The organism is Streptomyces sp. NPDC047108 (assembly GCF_040643575.1).
In the GTDB taxonomy this organism is placed as follows: Bacteria; Actinomycetota; Actinomycetes; order Streptomycetales; family Streptomycetaceae; genus Streptomyces.
In genome coordinates, this window is the sequence record NZ_JBEYUP010000001.1 from 417,469 (window position 1) to 433,208 (window position 15,740).

13 protein-coding genes are annotated in these 15,740 nt (G+C 70.9%); 4 read left to right on the forward strand and 9 right to left on the reverse strand.

The window, feature by feature from the left end:
- Position 1: 1 nt before the first annotated feature.
- The gene (locus tag ABZ822_RS01810) at positions 2–1,396 is read right to left on the reverse strand and encodes a transcriptional regulator (RefSeq protein ID WP_360845690.1); all 1,395 of its coding nucleotides are present in this window, start codon (positions 1,394–1,396) and stop codon (positions 2–4) included.
- A 277-nt stretch (positions 1,397–1,673) separates the two neighbouring features.
- On the opposite strand from ABZ822_RS01810, the gene ABZ822_RS01815 reads away from it, so the two are divergent.
- Positions 1,674–2,513: a bifunctional DNA primase/polymerase gene (locus ABZ822_RS01815; protein WP_360845692.1), complete on the forward strand. Its 840-nt coding sequence runs from the start codon at positions 1,674–1,676 to the stop codon at positions 2,511–2,513.
- 265 nt (positions 2,514–2,778) lie between these two features.
- Positions 2,779–4,086, forward strand: a complete 1,308-nt coding sequence (locus ABZ822_RS01820; RefSeq protein ID WP_360845694.1) for an ATP-grasp domain-containing protein — start codon at positions 2,779–2,781, stop codon at positions 4,084–4,086.
- On the opposite strand, the gene ABZ822_RS01825 is transcribed toward ABZ822_RS01820, so the two are convergent.
- The gene (locus tag ABZ822_RS01825; protein WP_360845696.1) at positions 4,072–5,133 is read right to left on the reverse strand and encodes a fibronectin type III domain-containing protein; all 1,062 of its coding nucleotides are present in this window, start codon (positions 5,131–5,133) and stop codon (positions 4,072–4,074) included. The two genes, ABZ822_RS01820 and ABZ822_RS01825, sit on opposite strands and share 15 nt — an antisense overlap.
- A 361-nt stretch (positions 5,134–5,494) precedes the next feature.
- On the opposite strand from ABZ822_RS01825, the gene ABZ822_RS01830 reads away from it, so the two are divergent.
- On the forward strand, positions 5,495–6,301 hold the full coding sequence (locus tag ABZ822_RS01830) for an ABC transporter ATP-binding protein (protein WP_360846928.1): 807 nt from the start codon (positions 5,495–5,497) through the stop codon (positions 6,299–6,301).
- Between the two features lie 62 nt (positions 6,302–6,363).
- A complete protein-coding gene (locus ABZ822_RS01835; protein ID WP_360846930.1) occupies positions 6,364–8,013 on the forward strand; it encodes a transporter in 1,650 nt (549 codons plus the stop codon).
- 62 nt (positions 8,014–8,075) lie between these two features.
- Here the strand turns inward: ABZ822_RS01835 and ABZ822_RS01840 are convergent, their stop codons facing one another.
- From ABZ822_RS01840 to ABZ822_RS01870, 7 genes are all read right to left on the reverse strand, one after another.
- Positions 8,076–8,741: a hypothetical protein gene (locus ABZ822_RS01840; RefSeq protein WP_360845698.1), complete on the reverse strand. Its 666-nt coding sequence runs from the start codon at positions 8,739–8,741 to the stop codon at positions 8,076–8,078.
- Between the two features lie 238 nt (positions 8,742–8,979).
- Entirely contained in the window at positions 8,980–11,928 is a 2,949-nt protein-coding gene (locus tag ABZ822_RS01845) for a bacterial transcriptional activator domain-containing protein (RefSeq protein ID WP_360845700.1), read from the reverse strand.
- A gap of 252 nt (positions 11,929–12,180) precedes the next feature.
- A complete protein-coding gene (locus ABZ822_RS01850) occupies positions 12,181–13,221 on the reverse strand; it encodes a hypothetical protein (RefSeq protein ID WP_360845702.1) in 1,041 nt (346 codons plus the stop codon).
- Positions 13,209–13,865: a hypothetical protein gene (locus ABZ822_RS01855; protein WP_360845704.1), complete on the reverse strand. Its 657-nt coding sequence runs from the start codon at positions 13,863–13,865 to the stop codon at positions 13,209–13,211. Before ABZ822_RS01855 ends, ABZ822_RS01850 begins: the two co-directional genes overlap by 13 nt.
- Positions 13,866–14,072: 207 nt before the next feature.
- Positions 14,073–14,720, reverse strand: coding sequence for a hypothetical protein (locus ABZ822_RS01860; RefSeq protein ID WP_360845706.1), 648 nt, complete (start codon positions 14,718–14,720; stop codon positions 14,073–14,075).
- A gap of 190 nt (positions 14,721–14,910) precedes the next feature.
- Positions 14,911–15,033, reverse strand: a complete 123-nt coding sequence (locus ABZ822_RS01865) for a hypothetical protein (RefSeq protein ID WP_360845708.1) — start codon at positions 15,031–15,033, stop codon at positions 14,911–14,913.
- A 116-nt stretch (positions 15,034–15,149) separates the two neighbouring features.
- Positions 15,150–15,644: a hypothetical protein gene (locus ABZ822_RS01870; RefSeq protein WP_360845710.1), complete on the reverse strand. Its 495-nt coding sequence runs from the start codon at positions 15,642–15,644 to the stop codon at positions 15,150–15,152.
- Positions 15,645–15,740 lie beyond the last annotated feature (96 nt).

The window sequence follows — 15,740 nt, forward strand, 5'->3', positions numbered from 1 at the left end:
CTCAGGCCGCGACCGTGTCCAGGCGGGCCCCGAACTCCCGTACCAGCGGCTCGTCCTTGAAGGGGGCGAGCCGCTGCTGCAGGTCCTCCAGGTACTCCGTACCGCGGTTGGAGCGCAGCCCGGCCAGGAGTTCGAGCGCCTGCGTACCCGTCGTGCACGCCAACTCGATCTCCCGCTGCTGCACTTGGGCCGAGGCGAGCAGGGCGAGGCCGATGGCGCGGCGCCGCGCCCGCGACTCCGGGTGCCCGGCGAGCGCCTCCTCCGCCCGTCGTCCGGCGGCCTCGGCCTGGCCCAGGTCGCGGTGGCAGTGCGCCAACTCATCGGCCAGATAGGCGTGGTCGAAGTGCGCGATCCACTCGGGGTCGTCGCCGGGTCCCTCGGCCGACGAGCCGCCGGCCTTCTCCATCGCCGACTCGGCGCGTGCCGCCACGGTCTGGAACGCACCCCCGTCCCCGAGGAGCGCGTGCCCGCGCGCCTCGGCCGCGAGGAACATGGCCTGGGCCCGCGGTGTGACGTGCCCGCGCGCCCCTTCCTGTGCGGCGCGGGCGAGTTGGGCGATCTCCCGCGGATTGCCGAGGGCGGCGGCGAGGTGGCTCATGCTCGCGGCGAGGACGTAACCGCCGTAGCCCCGGTCCCCTGCGGCCTGGGCCAGCCGCAGGGCCTGGATGTAGTAGCGCTGGGCCAGGCCGGGCTGGCCGGTGTCGACGGCCATGTAGCCCGCGAGTTCGGTGAGGCGGGCGACGGCGGCGAACAGATCGCGCCCGACGGCCTCCCGGTAGGAGCCGCTGAGCAGTCCGGCCACCACGCTGTTCAGGTAGTGCACGACCACCGGCCGTACGTGCCCGCTGCCGAAGCGGTGGTCGAGGTCGACGAGCGCCTGGGTCATGGAACGTACGGCTTCGACGTCGGTCTGCCCGACACGCGCCCCCGCGGTGCGCGCCACGTGCGGATCCGTCTCCGTGATGAGCCAGTCGCGGCTCGGCTCGACGAGCGCCGACGCGGCGACCGAGGAACCGGAGAGGAAGTCCCGGCGCCCGACGTCGCTCCGCCACAACTCGCAGACCTGCTCGATCGCACCGGCGACCGTGGGCGAGAACAGCAGTCCGACACCGGAGGCGAGGTTCTTGCCGTTGGCCATGCCGATCTCGTCGATCGTGACCGTGCGCCCCAGCTTCCGGCCCAGCGCCTCGGCGATGATGGCGGGGGCGCGGCCCCGCGGCTGCTGACCGCGCAGCCAGCGCGCGACGGACGTCTTGTCGTAGCGCAGGTCGAGGCCGTGCTCGGCGCCGCACATGTTGACCCTGCGGGCGAGGCCGGCGTTGGAGCAGGCGGCCTCCTGGATCAGGCCCTGGAGTCGTTCGTTGGGCTGACGCGCTACGAGTGGCCTGGCGGCCATGGCACTACCCCCTTCGTCGTCGCTACGGATCTCTTCCCTGCCGTTATCTCGTAAATTCGTGATATTTCTGCCGTTCGGTTCTCCAAACGGACGCCCGGGAACTGAGCAGGGTCTTCCGGATGACAGGTGCGCAAAGCGCCGCACTACCCCGTACCCGCTCTTCGCGGACCGCTCTCTCGCGCGCCCCCGTGCGTGCTTCTGTGCGCCCCACCCGCGAAAACGATGCTGCCGGTCGCCCCCGGCGAGCCCGTAACCCTTGAACACGGCGGGAGTTGTCATGAACGTGAACGAGACCATGGGAGTCACCGGCGCGGACGCGGGCCGTGTGACCGGCATCGGCGTGGGCGTGAACACGAATACGGGCGTGGGTCTGGGCGTGAGTACGGATCCGGGAGCGGTCACCGTCGGGCGCGCGGGCGCCGCGCCGGACGCGGGTGCGGGACCGGACCCGGACCCGGGCGCTCCCCGCTTCCCCCGGCAGCGCGGCGAACTGCTCGCCGACATCGCGGCGGGCTACGTGAAAGAACGGCAGTGGGACGTGTTCCCCGGCACCTGGCTCGAGATCGTGCGAGGAGCGGAACGCTGCTCGTGCGCGGACGTCAACTGCCCCTCCCCCGGTGGACATCCGGCCCGTCCGGACTGGGCCGCGCAGGCCACGGGCAGCGGGGTCGTGGCGCGGCGCCTGTGGTCGAAGCAGCCGCACGCGTCGATCCTGCTGCCCACGGGCCGTACGTTCGACGCGCTCGACGTGCCCGAGACGTCCGGCTGTCTCGCGCTGGCTCGGATGGAACGGCTGGAGCTGTCGCTCGGCCCGGTCGCGTCCGCACCGGACGGGCGGATGCTGTTCTTCGTCCAGCCGGGGGCGGGGTCCAAAGTCCCGGATCTCGTACGGCAACTGGGCTGGACGCCCAGCACGCTCGACCTCGCGACGCGGGGTGTGGGCGCGTACGTGGCGGCGCCGCCGACGCGGATCGGCGGGCGCGGGCCCGTGCAGTGGGTGCGGCGCCCCACGGCGCTGAACCTCTGGCTGCCGGACGTCGAGGAGCTCATCCGCCCGCTGGCGTACGCGTGCGGGCGCGACGCGGCCGCCGGCCGCATGCGCCGCACGGCGGGCTGAGATGCCGAGGGCGGTGGGCTGACGGTCCCGTGGGCTGAAGGTCCCGTGGGCTGAAGGTCCCGTGGGCTGACAATTCCCGTGGAGGTGAGGGGGCGGCCTGGGCGGCGCTCCTGGACGAGCGGCCGGGACGGACGGCGGGGGCGGCGAGCAAACCGGTTGTTCGCATCCGGAGTGTTTGCTTGGATCCGATTCCGGCCGTGAGGCGGCGGCACGTGCCCCGTGCCGTCGCGGCGGCGCCGCAGACCGACCCCGCAAGGACACCGCGATGACCACGAACCGCCCCACCGTCGTGCTGGTGTACCAACGCACCTCGCTGCCCTGGGTCTTCGAGAGTGCCGAGCGGGCGGGCATCGACCTCGTCCTCGTACCGCGTCCCGACGACACGGTGGCCGCGGATCCGCCGCCCGCGGTCACGGAGGTCCTGCCCCTGGATCTCGACGCGGACCGGGCCGGAGCCCTGGAGGTCCTGCGCAAGCGGCATGCGGACCAGCCCTTCCAGGGCATCGTCACCCTCTACGACCCGGCCGTGCCGTTCGTCGCCGAGGCCGCCGAGATCCTAGGGCTGCCCGGTATCAGCCTGGACGCGGCGCTCGGCGCGCAGGACAAGCGGGTGATGCGGGCGCGGCTCGCGGCGGCAGGGCTGAACGTGCCGCGGTTCGAACGGCTCGACGCCCCCGGCACAGGCCCCGGCGCGGACACCGGCGGGGGCCCGGGCGGGTGGGAGGAGGCGGCGGCCCGGCTGACGTTTCCGGTCGTCGTCAAGCCCGCGCACGGCTTCTCCAGCCTCGGCGTCACCAAGGCCGCGACCCCGGACAGCCTCGGCGCGGTCGTCGAGGAGGTCCGGCGGATCTGCGCGGCCCAGCTGGGGCGCCCGGACGGCCTGGTGGTCGAGGAGTACCTGGACGGGCCCGAGTTCGCCGTCGAGTCCCTCGCGCACGGCGGTGAGGTGCGCGTCCTCAGCATCGGCTACAAGGGCGAGCCGGAAGGACCCCACTTCGAGGAGAGCGTCTACCGCGCTCCCGCGTCCCTGCCCGAGGACGTCGCGGCGGACATCCGGCGCGAGGTGGTCGCCGCGCACGCCGCTCTCGGGATCACGGACGGGCCCACGCACACCGAGCTGCGGCTGCGCGGAGGCAGGACCCCGTATCTGCTCGAACTGGGCGCCAGGATCGGCGGTTCCGGGGTCTCGCACTACATCGCCTCGCATGTGACGGGCATCGACGTCGCGGCGGAGGCGCTGCGGATCGCGGCCGGTACGGCCCCTGCGTCGATGGGCGGCGGAGACCCGGTGCCCGTCGGTGCCGCGGCCAACTACATCGTGCCGTGCGGCGGTTCCGGGCGGATCACGGCGATCCACGGCCTCGACGCGGTGCGGGAGGACCCGCGGGTCGACCACGTGGTGCAGATGCTCTTCCCCGGTGACGTGGTGCGCCCCTACCCGGACTTCACCGGCTATCCGGCCTTCGTCCTGTCGCGGCACGCGGAGGTGACGGAGGCGGAGGAGTTCCACCGGTGGCTGGAACGCTCGGTCCGTATCGACTACGCGCCGCTGGATCCGTCACAACTCCCTTGAGGAGGGGGTGGTTCGGCTCCCTGGAGTGGTGACCGTCCGCTCCGGGGTGAAGCGGCCCCACGTGCCGTCGGGCAGCCTCGCCCGGACCTTCACCCGGTAGGTGGCGCCGGGTTCCTTCCCCACGGCTAAGCTGTGCCGGACCGTGCCGCGAGGCGGGGCCGCGCCCCAGGTGAGGGTGGTGGCGAACGCGCCGTCGAGATGGATCTCGTACGCGGGGACGTCCCCGCCGGTCCTCGGCGGGAGCCAGGACAGGACGAGCGTGTGCGCGCCGGACGCCGTGGTGCGGGCGTGCACGCGGAAGCCGGTGGGCGCGGTACCGGTCCCGGCGCCCGGCCCGTGCGCGGTGGTGACGCGCACAGGGTGGGCGGCGGGCGAGACGTTCCCCGCGGCGTCGCGCGCCCTGACCGTGAAGGTGTAGCGGGTGCCGGGCCGCAACCCGGTGAGCAGGGCGGTGGTGTCACCGCCGTCCACGGTGTGGATCCGTACGCCGCCCTGGTGGATGTCGTACGAGGCGACGCCGAGGGTGTCCTGCGACGCCGCCCAGGTGAGGGTGGCGGCCCGCCCGCCGTCGGCGCGGCCGCGCAGACGGCCCGGACGGGTCGGCGCCGTACGGTCGTCGGCGGCCGCGGCGGACGGCAGGGTCACGCGGATCTCGCGGCCGGCGGAGGAGAGGTTGCCCGAGGCGTCACGGGCCCGCACGGTGAAGGCAAGGCGGGCCCCGGGCTTCAGCCCGGTGACGTCGACCATGTACCGGCCGCCGGGCACCTTCGCCACCATCTCGCCGCCCTCGTACACCTCGTAGCGGGCGACCCCGGTGTCGTCCGTCGAGCGGGTCCACATGACGTGGACGGAGGTGGCGCTTCCGGTGTGGACGGTGACGCCCGCCGGGGCGGAGGGCGCCTGCCCGTCGCCGCCCCCGGGCCCGAGGGCTCCGCAGGCGGTCACGGTCAGGGACCCCAGGAGCAGGCAGAGCACCGGGACGCGGCCGCCGCGGGAGCGGCAGCGCAGGGGAATGCTGGAGGAGCCAGGTGCCGTCGGTCGTCTCACGGGCCGGCCTTCCGCTCGACGGGAACGCCCCGGACAAGGAACGGGCCTTAGGGAAAGACCTGGAACGAATGGTCTGGACCATGTATGGCACAGGCGGCGCCACCCGGCAAGAGAGATGCACGGAACGTCTCGGGGCACCGGCGGCGAACGGCTCGGCGAACGCCGCCAGGTGGGCCCCGCCCGGGCCCCGCGCCGAGCCCCCGGCCACCGTTCGTACCGCTGACCAGGCCGTGAATCGGGCGGCACCGGCACCCTGCCCGCCCCCCACCCGTCCCCGTATCGTGGGCCGCGGATCGGGAGCCAGGCCCGGCACCGACGGGGACACCGAAAGGCACCACACGTGGCACGGGAGCCAGAACACATCGATCAGGCATCGACGTCGACGGCAGCGGGGGACGCGCCGCCCGCGGTCCGTATCGAGGGGCTGTGGAAGAGGTTCGGCGAGCAGATCGCGGTCGCCGGGATCGACCTCGAACTGCCCGCGGGCAAGTTCATCGGAATCGTCGGACCGAACGGCGCGGGCAAGACCACCACGCTGTCCATGGTCACGGGCCTGCTGCGCCCCGACTCCGGCCGCGTCGAGATAGGCGGACACGACGTCTGGCAGGACCCGGTCGCCGTCAAGGGCCGGATCGGTGTGCTGCCCGAGGGGCTGCGGCTCTTCGAGCGCCTCTCCGGCCGCGAACTCCTCGCGTACACGGGGCGGCTGCGCGGCCTGCCGGGCGAGGAGGTGGACCGGCGCGCGACACAACTCCTGGACGTCCTCGACCTGGCCGGCGCCCAGAACAAGCTGGTCGTCGACTACTCGACCGGTATGCGGAAGAAGATCGGCCTCGCCGCCGCGCTCCTCCACAACCCCCAGGTCCTCTTCCTGGACGAGCCGTTCGAGGGCGTCGACCCGGTGTCGGCCCAGACGATCCGCGGCGTGCTGGAGCGCTACACCGCCTCCGGCGCGACCGTCGTCTTCTCCAGCCATGTGATGGAGCTGGTGGAGAGCCTGTGCGACTGGGTCGCGGTGATGGCCGCCGGTCGCATCCGTTCGCAGGGCGCGCTGGCGGACGTGCGCGGTGACGCACCGTCGCTCCAGGCGGCGTTCCTGGAGCTGGTCGGGGCGAACGGCCGCGCGGTCGGCCAGGACCTCGAGTGGCTGGGCGGCGGCGCCCGATGACCGCTGCGACCCCGTCCGCCGCTTCCCCGTCCCCCTCCTCGTCCCCTGCCTCCCCGTCCGCGATGGTCACCGGCGGCCCCGTCGGCGGCCCTGTCGGCGGCGCACCGGCGCCGTCGCTGTCCGCCGTCGCGCCCGTCTTCGTACGGCTGAAGATCACTCTGCTGCGGAACGGGCTGCGGCAGTCCTCGGGCCGCAAGGCCGCGTTCATCGCGTCCATCGTCATCACGCTGCTGTTCGCGTCGGGGCAGATGCTGGGCCTGATCGCGCTGCGCGGCCATACGCACGCTCCCGCGCTCGTCGTCTCGGCCATCACGCTCGTCGCGCTCGGCTGGGCCGTCATGCCGCTGTTCTTCCCCAGCGGCGACGAGACGCTGGACCCGACGCGGCTGGTGATGCTGCCGCTGCACCCCCGCCCCGTCGTCGTCTCCCTGCTCGTCGCCTCACTGATCGGCGCCGGGCCGCTGTTCACCTTCATGCTCGCGCTCGGCTCGGTGATCGCGGTCGCGCGGGGCGGTGCGGCCGTCGCGCTGGGCGTCATCGCCGTACCGCTGGTGACGCTGATCTGCGTCACGCTCTCGCGCGCCGTCGCCGCCGGGAACATCCGGCTGCTGACCAGCCGCAAGGGCCGCGACCTCGCGGTGCTGAGCGGCCTGATCATCGCGGTGGGCGCGCAGTTCGTGAACATCGGTGCGCAGAAGCTCGCCAGCCCGGACGGGCTCGGCATCCTGGAGCCCGTGGCCGACGTGGTGCGCTGGCTGCCGCCGGCGTCGGCCATCGACGCCGTGCAGGCCGCGGGCGACGGCGCGTACGCCCGGGCCGCCGTCCAACTGCTGGCGAACCTGGCGGCGCTGGCCCTCCTCGTCCGCTGGTGGCAGCACAGCCTCACCCGGCTGATGACCGCCCCCGACGGCTCGACGCTCCAGGCGTCCACGGGCGCCGAGGACAAGGCGGCCGACAGCGGCCCCGGCCTCGCCCGCCTGCTGCCGCCCGGCCGCACGGGCACGGTCATGCTGCGCACCCTGCGCTACGCCTGGCGCGACCCGAAGATGAAGGCGGCCTGGGCGACATCGCTGGCCATCGGACTCATGCTGCCGGTGGTGACGGCGGTGCAGGGCGGCGGCAGCGTCTACACGGCGTGCTGGTCGGCGGGGCTGCTCGGCATGCAGATGTACAACCAGTTCGGGCAGGACTCGTCCGCGTTCTGGATGGTCGCTCAGACGATCTCCTCACCGCGCGACGCGTACCTCGAACTGCGCGGCCGCGCCCTGGCATTGGGCGCGGTGGCCGTGCCGTACGTGACGCTGGTGGTGCTGGGGAGCGCGGCCTTCCTGAGCCAGTGGGAAGCCTTCCCGGAGGCGCTCGGCATCTCGCTGGGCCTGCTGGGCGCGCTGCTGGCCACGGGCTCGACGGCCTCGGCGCTGTACCCGTACTCCATCCCGCAGGACAGCGGCTACAAGAACGTCGCACCGGGGCAGGTCGGGCTCGCCTGGATCAGCATCATGGGCGGCATGGTGGTCGGCGCGCTGCTGTGCGCGCCGCTGCTGGGGCTGACGATCTGGCTCCACACGTCGGGCGGCCACGCCTGGCTGTGGCTGATCCTCCCGCTGGGCGCGGCGTACGGCCTGACGCTGACGGCGCTTGGCCTCCGCTTCGCCGCCCCGAGGACGGCGAAGCGCCTGCCGGAGATCCTGACGGCGGTGAGCAAGGGCTGAGGGAGCGGGGCGGGGGCTCCCCGCAACGACAGGTCGAGCCCCGCCTCCTCACCGAACCCGCGTCACCTCCGCACGCACGACGCGTCGCCCTTCGCCCACTGCACCTGCGCGACCTTCCACACACCGTCGACCTTGCGCAGCTTCAGGGTGTAGAGGAAGAAGTCGTCGTTGCTCGGCTCGGTGCGGAACACCTTGCCGGTCTTCCGGTCCTTGGGGTACGCCACACGCTGGTCCTCGCAGTAGCGCGCGTCGGCGCTGTCCCTGTCCACCAGGTCGGTCTCGAGGCCGTAGTACCGGTACGAACCCGTGATCGTACGGCCCGACTTCCTGAAGTCCTCGATGGCCTCGGCCCAATACCGGCCCGCCTCCGAGTCGAAGGCGTGCCGCATCGACGCCGTACCGCCGTCGCCTTTCGCCTTGCCGTCGATCAGAGCCGCGATGGCGTAGGAGAGATCGGCCAGCGCCGCCCGGCTCCGGGCATCCGCGTCGGGTTTCGCGATGTCGAGCGCGACGTCAGGCGGGAGGCTGATGCGAGGGGCGCCGCCTCGTCCGGACGGAACACCCGAGGACTTGGCCGGTGATGTCTGGTCCGGGGCCCCCGCCTTGCCGGACTTGGAGGGCTTGCCGGACGTCGAGGGCGTCTCGCCCCCGCCTCCGCAGGCCGACAACAACAGGGATGAACTCGCTGCCAGAGCGGTGACGAACGCAAGGGATCGGCGGGCAGCCACAGGCGACAACTCCCGTGTGGGGAAGGGGGATGAGAACGTGCGGGGAAGGAGGATTCGAAGATCTTCGACGCTACCCGCGCCCGTGCGGTTGCGCTGTGGCCCCGGTCGTGACGGGTAACTTCACCGGCCGACGGGCCGCCGACGAAGCGGTACCGGCATCGCACCGCGAGAACGTCCGCTACGGCATTCGGGCCCCGTCCCCAGTGGGACGGGGCCCAACGGCCGTCGAAGCGCGCGGTCAGTTCGCCGCCGCCTCCGTCGTGCGCCACGTCGGGAGCAGTTCGTCCAGGAGCGCTTCCGTGCGGGGCGGGAGGCCGCGGGTGCCGCCGCTGAGCGCGCGGTTGCGCTCGATCAGGGCGTCCGCCGTGGACGTGAGGAGACCCGTGTCGCCGGTGGCGTGGACCGCGCGCAGCAGCTCGTTCCACAGGCGCTCGTCGGCCGGGGCCGACACCAACGAGGTGTTGAGGGCCTCGATGGCCGCCGACGGGTTGTCCGCCTCCAGGTGGTGGGCCGACAGCGCCAGCGCCACGTCCGCGACCAGCAGCGGGAGCTGGGCCTCGATGATCTCGTGGGAGAGCCAGCCGTAACGCCCCTGCGGACGGTCCGCCAGCAGCGGGCCGCGGGCGAGCGCGAGGGCGTCAGTGAGAAGCCGCTCGCGTACGGACGCCCGGCGCGCACCGCGGCCGGCCGTCGCCTCGTGGTGCAGGGTGCGCAGCACGTCCAGGTCCGAGACCACGGACGAGGCCAGGGTGAGCCGCCCGGTGTCGTCGGCGCGCAGACGCGGCGTACCGTCCTCGTCCTGGCCCAGCCAGGTGCGCAGCCGCTCGATCAGCGCGTCCCGGACGTCCTCCGTCGCGCCGCGCGGCCACAGGCCGGACGCCAGGACGCGCGGGTGCACGCCCTCCCGGTGCAGCAGCAGCATGGCGAGGGCCTCGTGGAGCAGCGGGCTGCGCTCGCCGTCGGGGTCGTCGAGGCCCATGACCTCGTACGGGCCGACCAGTCGGGCGTACACCGCGGGCCGGCCGTGTTCGGTGATGTCCACCAGGAACGGGAGCCGGGACGGGTCCGCGGGCGCGCCGCCCTCGCCGCCGTCCTCGCCCTCGGCGTCCGGGTCGAAGTCGGCGGAGCTGAACAGCTCGACCACGGCGGCGTGCAGCTCCTGCGGCAGCCGCTGGGCGGTGAGTTCGAGGCCGAGCAGCGGGGCGAGCAGACGGCCGTCGGCGGTGATCTCCAGCTCCCAGGTGGCGCCGGGGATGCCGTCGTCGGTGGCGCCAACGAGGTAGCCGATGCCCAACCGGCCCGAGTCCGCGGCGAGTTCGGCGATGCGTACGGCCTGCTCGTCGGTCGGCTCGGCGGCCAGCAGGACGAGGTGCGGCGCCCACTGGGTGTGCTGCGCCTGGCCCGTACGGCCGGTGAGGACCGAGTCGTGGCCCGCGTTGCCCAGAGCGCGGCGACGCTGGCCGGTCTCGGCCTCCATGGTCTCCAGCAGGGCGTCGACGTCCTCGACGTGCCGTATGCGGGTGGGGGCGAGGGCGCCGAGTTCGGCGCCGAAGCCGACGAGGGTCACGGTCAGCCGGTCCGACCAGCCGTTGGTGGCGAGTTCGGCGGCGACGGACGCGAAGACCGCCGTACGGTCGGCGGGCGTGCCGGACAGCGACACGATGCCGGGGACGGCCTCCAGGTTCAGCAGCAGGCGGGCGTCGTCGAGCGTGCCGAGGCTGACGAGGCCGGGGTACGGCGCCGCCGCGTCCTCCACGTCCTCCAGGGCCCGTACGTCCGCGCGCGGCACCCTCCAGAACGTCTGGTCCTGGCCCAACTGCCAGGGCGCGGGCGGCTGTCCGGCGGGGTGGGCGAGCTGGAGGTGCAGCTCGGCCTCGGTGAGCCAGGCGGCGTACACGGTCGGCAGCGTCTTGGACTCGGCGCCGAGAGCGGCCGCCAGCCCGCGCAGGGCACGGTCGAGATCGCGTACGGCGTCCGGGTCGGCGCCGACGAACAGCGAGTCCTGGACGTCGGCGGCGGCGCCGGTGGGCGTGGCCAGATCGGGCGTACGGCCGCCGACCGCGCGCATCGCCGACTGCCACAGCGTGGCGCGGCGGCGCCGGCCGAGCGCGGCGAGCAGACCGGCGGCGAGCAGCGGGGAGCCCATGAGGGCGTCGGAGAGGCCGAAGGACGAGCCGGACTCGGCGGCGGGCGCGGCGTGTTCGCCGGACTGCGCCGGGCCGGGGTCGGCGGGGGCCCGCTCGGGCGTGCTCGGCGCCTCGGGTGTGACGGCGATGGGCTGCGTCACGTGGTCGCCGCCCGGCTTCTGGGCGTTCGGGCTGGACTGCTGGTAGTCGGCGATCTGTTCGCGGACGTTCTCCGGGACCTTCGGCGACTCGTCGGGCATCTCGACGAGTTCGCCGCCGTGCGCGTCCGCGGGCATCTCCATGATCCAGCCGGGGCGGATGAGGCTGGCCTGCGAGAGCTGCGAACCGTCGGGCTGCACACGGTCCTTGTTGAGCTGGTAGATCTCCTTGTAGCGGCGGCCGTCGTCGAGGTGGCGCTCGGCGATCTCCCAGAGGGAGTCGTGGTGACGGCCCTCGGGGGGCTGGATGCGGTAGTACTTCGTACCGCTCTGCTCCATACGGGCCTTCTGCCCGCCCTGCACCTTGGTGTTGTCCAGGTGCTCGGCCGCCTGCTGGGCGGCCTCCTCGGCCTGCTGCGCCGCGAACTGGCCGGGCGTCTGCTGGGCGGCGGCCACGGTCGGGCGCTGATTGCCCTCGAGGCTCTGGCCGAGCTGCGACAGGCCGGGCGTCAGGCTCGCGGCGGTCGCGCCGACGAGCAGCAGCGCGGCGACGAGTTGGCGCGCGAGCATCTGGCTCGGCCCGGCGCCCGGGATGCGCGTGGGCACGCCCACGCCGGACAGCTCGGCCTTGGCCTCGACGAGCACGCACGCGGTGAACTGCGCCCAGGCCACCCACACGACCGCCGTCAGCACCTTGATGAAGACGGTCGTGGTGATCTCTTGCTGCAAGGTGTCGAGTGACGGCATGGAACGCGGCAGGGGCCAGCCGACCAGCGACGCCAGCGCGACCGGCACGCCGAACAGCAGCACGGACAGCGCGATGAACGCGAAGAACGCCTTGACGAAGTCACCGGCGGTGCGCCGGCGTCCGATCCGGACGGGAGTTGGGTTGCTGGACGCCATGGGCGGGGTTCCTATGCCTTTGCCGTTGTGGGTCGCCTGTGGTCGGGCTGGATGGTGATGTGATGAGCCTAGTCAGTCGCAGGCGCGGCGACGACCGCCCCCGGCCTTGCTCAGCGATGCAGTTCGAGTGCGGCGAACGGCATCCATTCCAGGCTTGCTGACCACCTTTCTCCGGCCCGCGAGACCACCGAGCAGCGTCCGCCTTCGACGGACACAAAGCAATGGCCTCGGGGCCTGGGTCGTTGCGCCGGCTCAGCGGTTGATGGACTGGACTTCCTGGACAGTGACGTCCTGGGTGGTACCGAAGGTGCCGTCGGGTAGTTCACCGCCCGCTCCGCCTGACCCTTCCCAGTTGATCTTCCAGGTGACAGTGGCCTTGAACTCGTACGAGCCGTCGCTCCCAGAGGCACGGAGGTACGTCAAGCCGCAAGGCGGTGTCCGGTCACCTGAACCCTTGGTGTAGGGGGTGCCGATACTGCCGTCCTTGTTGATGGGGCATTCACCGGAGGCCGGGTGGAGTTCGGCGTCTGCGGTGCCGGGCTCCAGCTTGAGAGAGACCGGCGTTGCCGTCGTCGTTGCCTCGATGTCGAGGACCGGAACGGAGGCTGTGACGGAGACCGGCTTGAACTGGGCCTTGTCCAGCCAGGCCCAAGTGGGCAGGTTGACCGTCTGGTTCTGGGTCGGAGACATCTCGACATCGGTATCCGGGACGCGAATCTCGGCATAGGCGAGCCCGGCGAGGATTTCCGGGGTTACCGCCTCAGGGGCGTCTGCCGGGGGCGGGTCCCCCTTGTCCACCCAGAAATACGGCTTGTTGCAGGAGTCCCAGCCAGGCGGGTAGCTCTTGTTCACATACGAGTCCCACCAATAGCCGTCCCCGGCCTTGTCCTTGTTGAAGTCCTTGTACGGATGGCCCTTGACATATCGGTCACGCTGGTCCGCATCCCACCCGTAGCCGGTGGACCCGGCCTCCCAAATGGGCTCCAAGTGCTTCTGCAACTGGGCGGGCGAGTACTTGGGCGCATACCAGCAGGCCGGCGGGGACCAGTTTCCGACCGGGGTGACGGCACCGGCCCTGGAACCCGAACCGTTCTTGGAACGATCGAAGACCACGGCGGCAGAGATCGTGCCATCGCCCTTGGCGTCGCCGGAGGTATGAGTATCCCCTCCCGTGCCCTGGGAGCCACTACCGATCTCCCTTCCAGCCACCGCCGGGCCGGCCGAAAGCAACACCATACCGGCTGCCACAGCCGCAACAGTCGTGATGCCGAACCGGCTTGCTATGACTGACACTTGGCGCTCCCCCGTTCCGAATTCAGGTCCTCAGTGACCCAAACGCCCAACTCGTTCTTACGCAGCTTCGCGGCATAGAGTACGTAACTGTTCTTGGTCACGGGCGTCTTGTTGACCTTGCTGGTCTTGATGTACATATCGAAGACTTTGCCCTGATCCTCACAGTAAACGAGCGAGGCGGAGCTTCCACCGTTGACCGTCACCGTTGCATCGTAGTAGCGAACAGTGCCGGTGGCGCGGGCCTTCTCGTCGACGTAAGCCTGAACGTACTTCTGCGTTTCCGCGGCCCTCTCTCCCTCGGAGTAGAAGCCGTACGCCTTGTGGAGGGGGTCTTGTTCGGCGATCGCCATATCGATAGCCATGATGTATTGCTCGGTGTCGTGGAGGACCGCGTCCTTTTCCTTGTCACCGGTCTTGGCCCACTCGAATTCGTGCTTCAGGTCGGACGGCAGCTTGATCTTCGGGCGGTCGGCAGCAGCTGAGGCGGACGCGCTCGGCGACTTGGACGCCTTGCCCCCTCCACCCTGCTCGGCACCAGCGATCTTTCCGTCTTTCGGCTCACTGTCCCCGCCGCACCCGGCCAGCAAGATACCGGCGGTGGCAGCGAAGGCCGTAGCAGCTACGCGCAGACTCCCGGATTGCAAAGCATTCCCCTTCAGTACGCAAACATACGGAACACCTACGCTACTGCACGGGGCTTGTCACTCCGGCAACGGCCATCCGCACAATTCGTGGCGATTTCTTGTGAGTTGATCTCACCCAGACGTTTATGGAGCCACGCCTTTCGTTCGTGGCCGGGAGGCCCGAGATCGCGAGGGCGTCGATGGCGATCGCACTCCCGGAGCGCTTGGTCACGCGCACGACTTGTCCCCCCTCTTCGACAGCACCTTGGTGGTCTGCCAGACGCCCTTGCCGCTCTTCTGAAGACGTGTGTTGTAGAGCACGTACGGGCTCTCACCGGAAGGCGACTTGTCCACCTTCCCGGTCTTCCGGTTCTTGTTGAAGGCCTTGCTCTCATCCGCGCAGTAGACGACGCCCGCAGAATTCTTGCCCGACATCTGCACCTTGGGTGCGTAATAGCGGGTGGTTCCAACGAATGTGAGGTCTTCGTCCAGCCATGCCTGGATCCACTTGGAGGCGCTGGCCGCGGCTTCACCCTGGCGGTAGTAGGAGACGGTCGGGGAGTTGGCATCTCCCTTCAGGATGGCGTAGTCGACCGCGTTCACTGTCTGCGAAACGTCGGCGAGGACGGCATCCTTCGTCTTGTCTCCCGTCTTCCACCCTTCGAATTCGTTCTTCACGCCCTTGGGGAACGTGGTCTTGGGGCGATCGGCCTCGTCGGGCGCCTGCGCAGTCGGCGACGCCGACGTGGTGTCGCCCTTGCGAGCCCCTGCGATCTTGTCATCCTTGGATTCGCCGTCCTCGCCGCATCCGGTGAGCAGGATTCCGGCAGCGGCAGCAAATGCCGTGGCGGAAACGAAACAGCTACGGATGTTCACGAATCCCTCTCCAAAAATGCCATGTTCGTGCTCGCGAAGTCTCAAGTTACTTCAGGGGTCTGACACTTGGCGGCCATGCGCGCACCGCTCCACTCCTGCTCGGCGACGGCAGAATGTCAACCGTCCTGGACCGGCTCCGCCCGACTGGGGTTACCGGACAGGCCCACGGTTCACCATCGCGGTCCCGCCGTCATACGACCCCCGCGATCCGCAGACTCCGGGCGAACGCGTCGACCTCGCGGAGGTGCGCCGCCAGCCATTTGGGGTCGTTCGTCGAGGTGTAAAGGCACAAGTCGACACCGGCCTTCTCCACCCGCTATCCGAACTTGACCGTCATCATCAGGTCACCCACGGCGTGGTCCAGTACTGCGTCGAGCGCAGGCCCTCGCCGAACTGCTTGGTGGTGAAGGGATCCACCTCCACCCTCGCTCAGGCGTCTTTTCGGCATGACTCGCTCCCCCTCTGACCCAAGTACTCGGTGACCTGCCAGTCGCCGGCGCCTCCCTTCTCGAGCACCGTACGAATCTCGATGAAGGAGTCCAGGCTGGGCTCGTCTCTGGCGACCTTGCGGCTCTTCACGTCCTTGTCGAACGCCTTGCTCTGGTCCTCGCAGAACGTGACGAGCGCCTTCTTGCCCTTGAGCGACATCACAGCCCGTCCGTAGAACCGGTCCGTTCCGGTGATGGTCGTGCCGCTCTTCTTGTACTCGCCGAAGACCGCGCGGAACTTGGCCGCGGCTTCGTGACGCCAATAGCGGTCGAAGTTGCCCGTGGCTTCCGCCTTCGCGTACGCCTCCTGCATCGCCATCAGCGCGTAGCCGTGGTCCTTCAGGACCACGTCCTTCGCCTTGTCGCCCGTCTTGTCGGCGTCGATGACGACCTTGACGTCCGACGGCAGATCGAACTCCGGTGTGCCCTTCCCCACGGATGACGGGGATGCCGACGGTCTGTCGTCCTTATTCGCTGCGCCCGCGGTTTCGCCTCCGGCCCCGCTTCCGCTTTCGCCGTCGTCGCTCCCGCA

Excerpts from the sequence above, each read along its gene's own strand:
- ABZ822_RS01845 (WP_360845700.1), bottom strand. The coding sequence starts at position 11,928 with ATGGCGTCCAGCAACCCAACTCCCGTCCGGATCGGACGCCGGCGCACC.
- ABZ822_RS01835 (WP_360846930.1), top strand. The coding sequence starts at position 6,364 with ATGGTCACCGGCGGCCCCGTCGGCGGCCCTGTCGGCGGCGCACCGGCG.
- ABZ822_RS01810 (WP_360845690.1), bottom strand. The coding sequence starts at position 1,396 with ATGGCCGCCAGGCCACTCGTAGCGCGTCAGCCCAACGAACGACTCCAG.
- ABZ822_RS01815 (WP_360845692.1), top strand. The coding sequence starts at position 1,674 with ATGAACGTGAACGAGACCATGGGAGTCACCGGCGCGGACGCGGGCCGT.
- ABZ822_RS01820 (WP_360845694.1), top strand. The coding sequence starts at position 2,779 with ATGACCACGAACCGCCCCACCGTCGTGCTGGTGTACCAACGCACCTCG.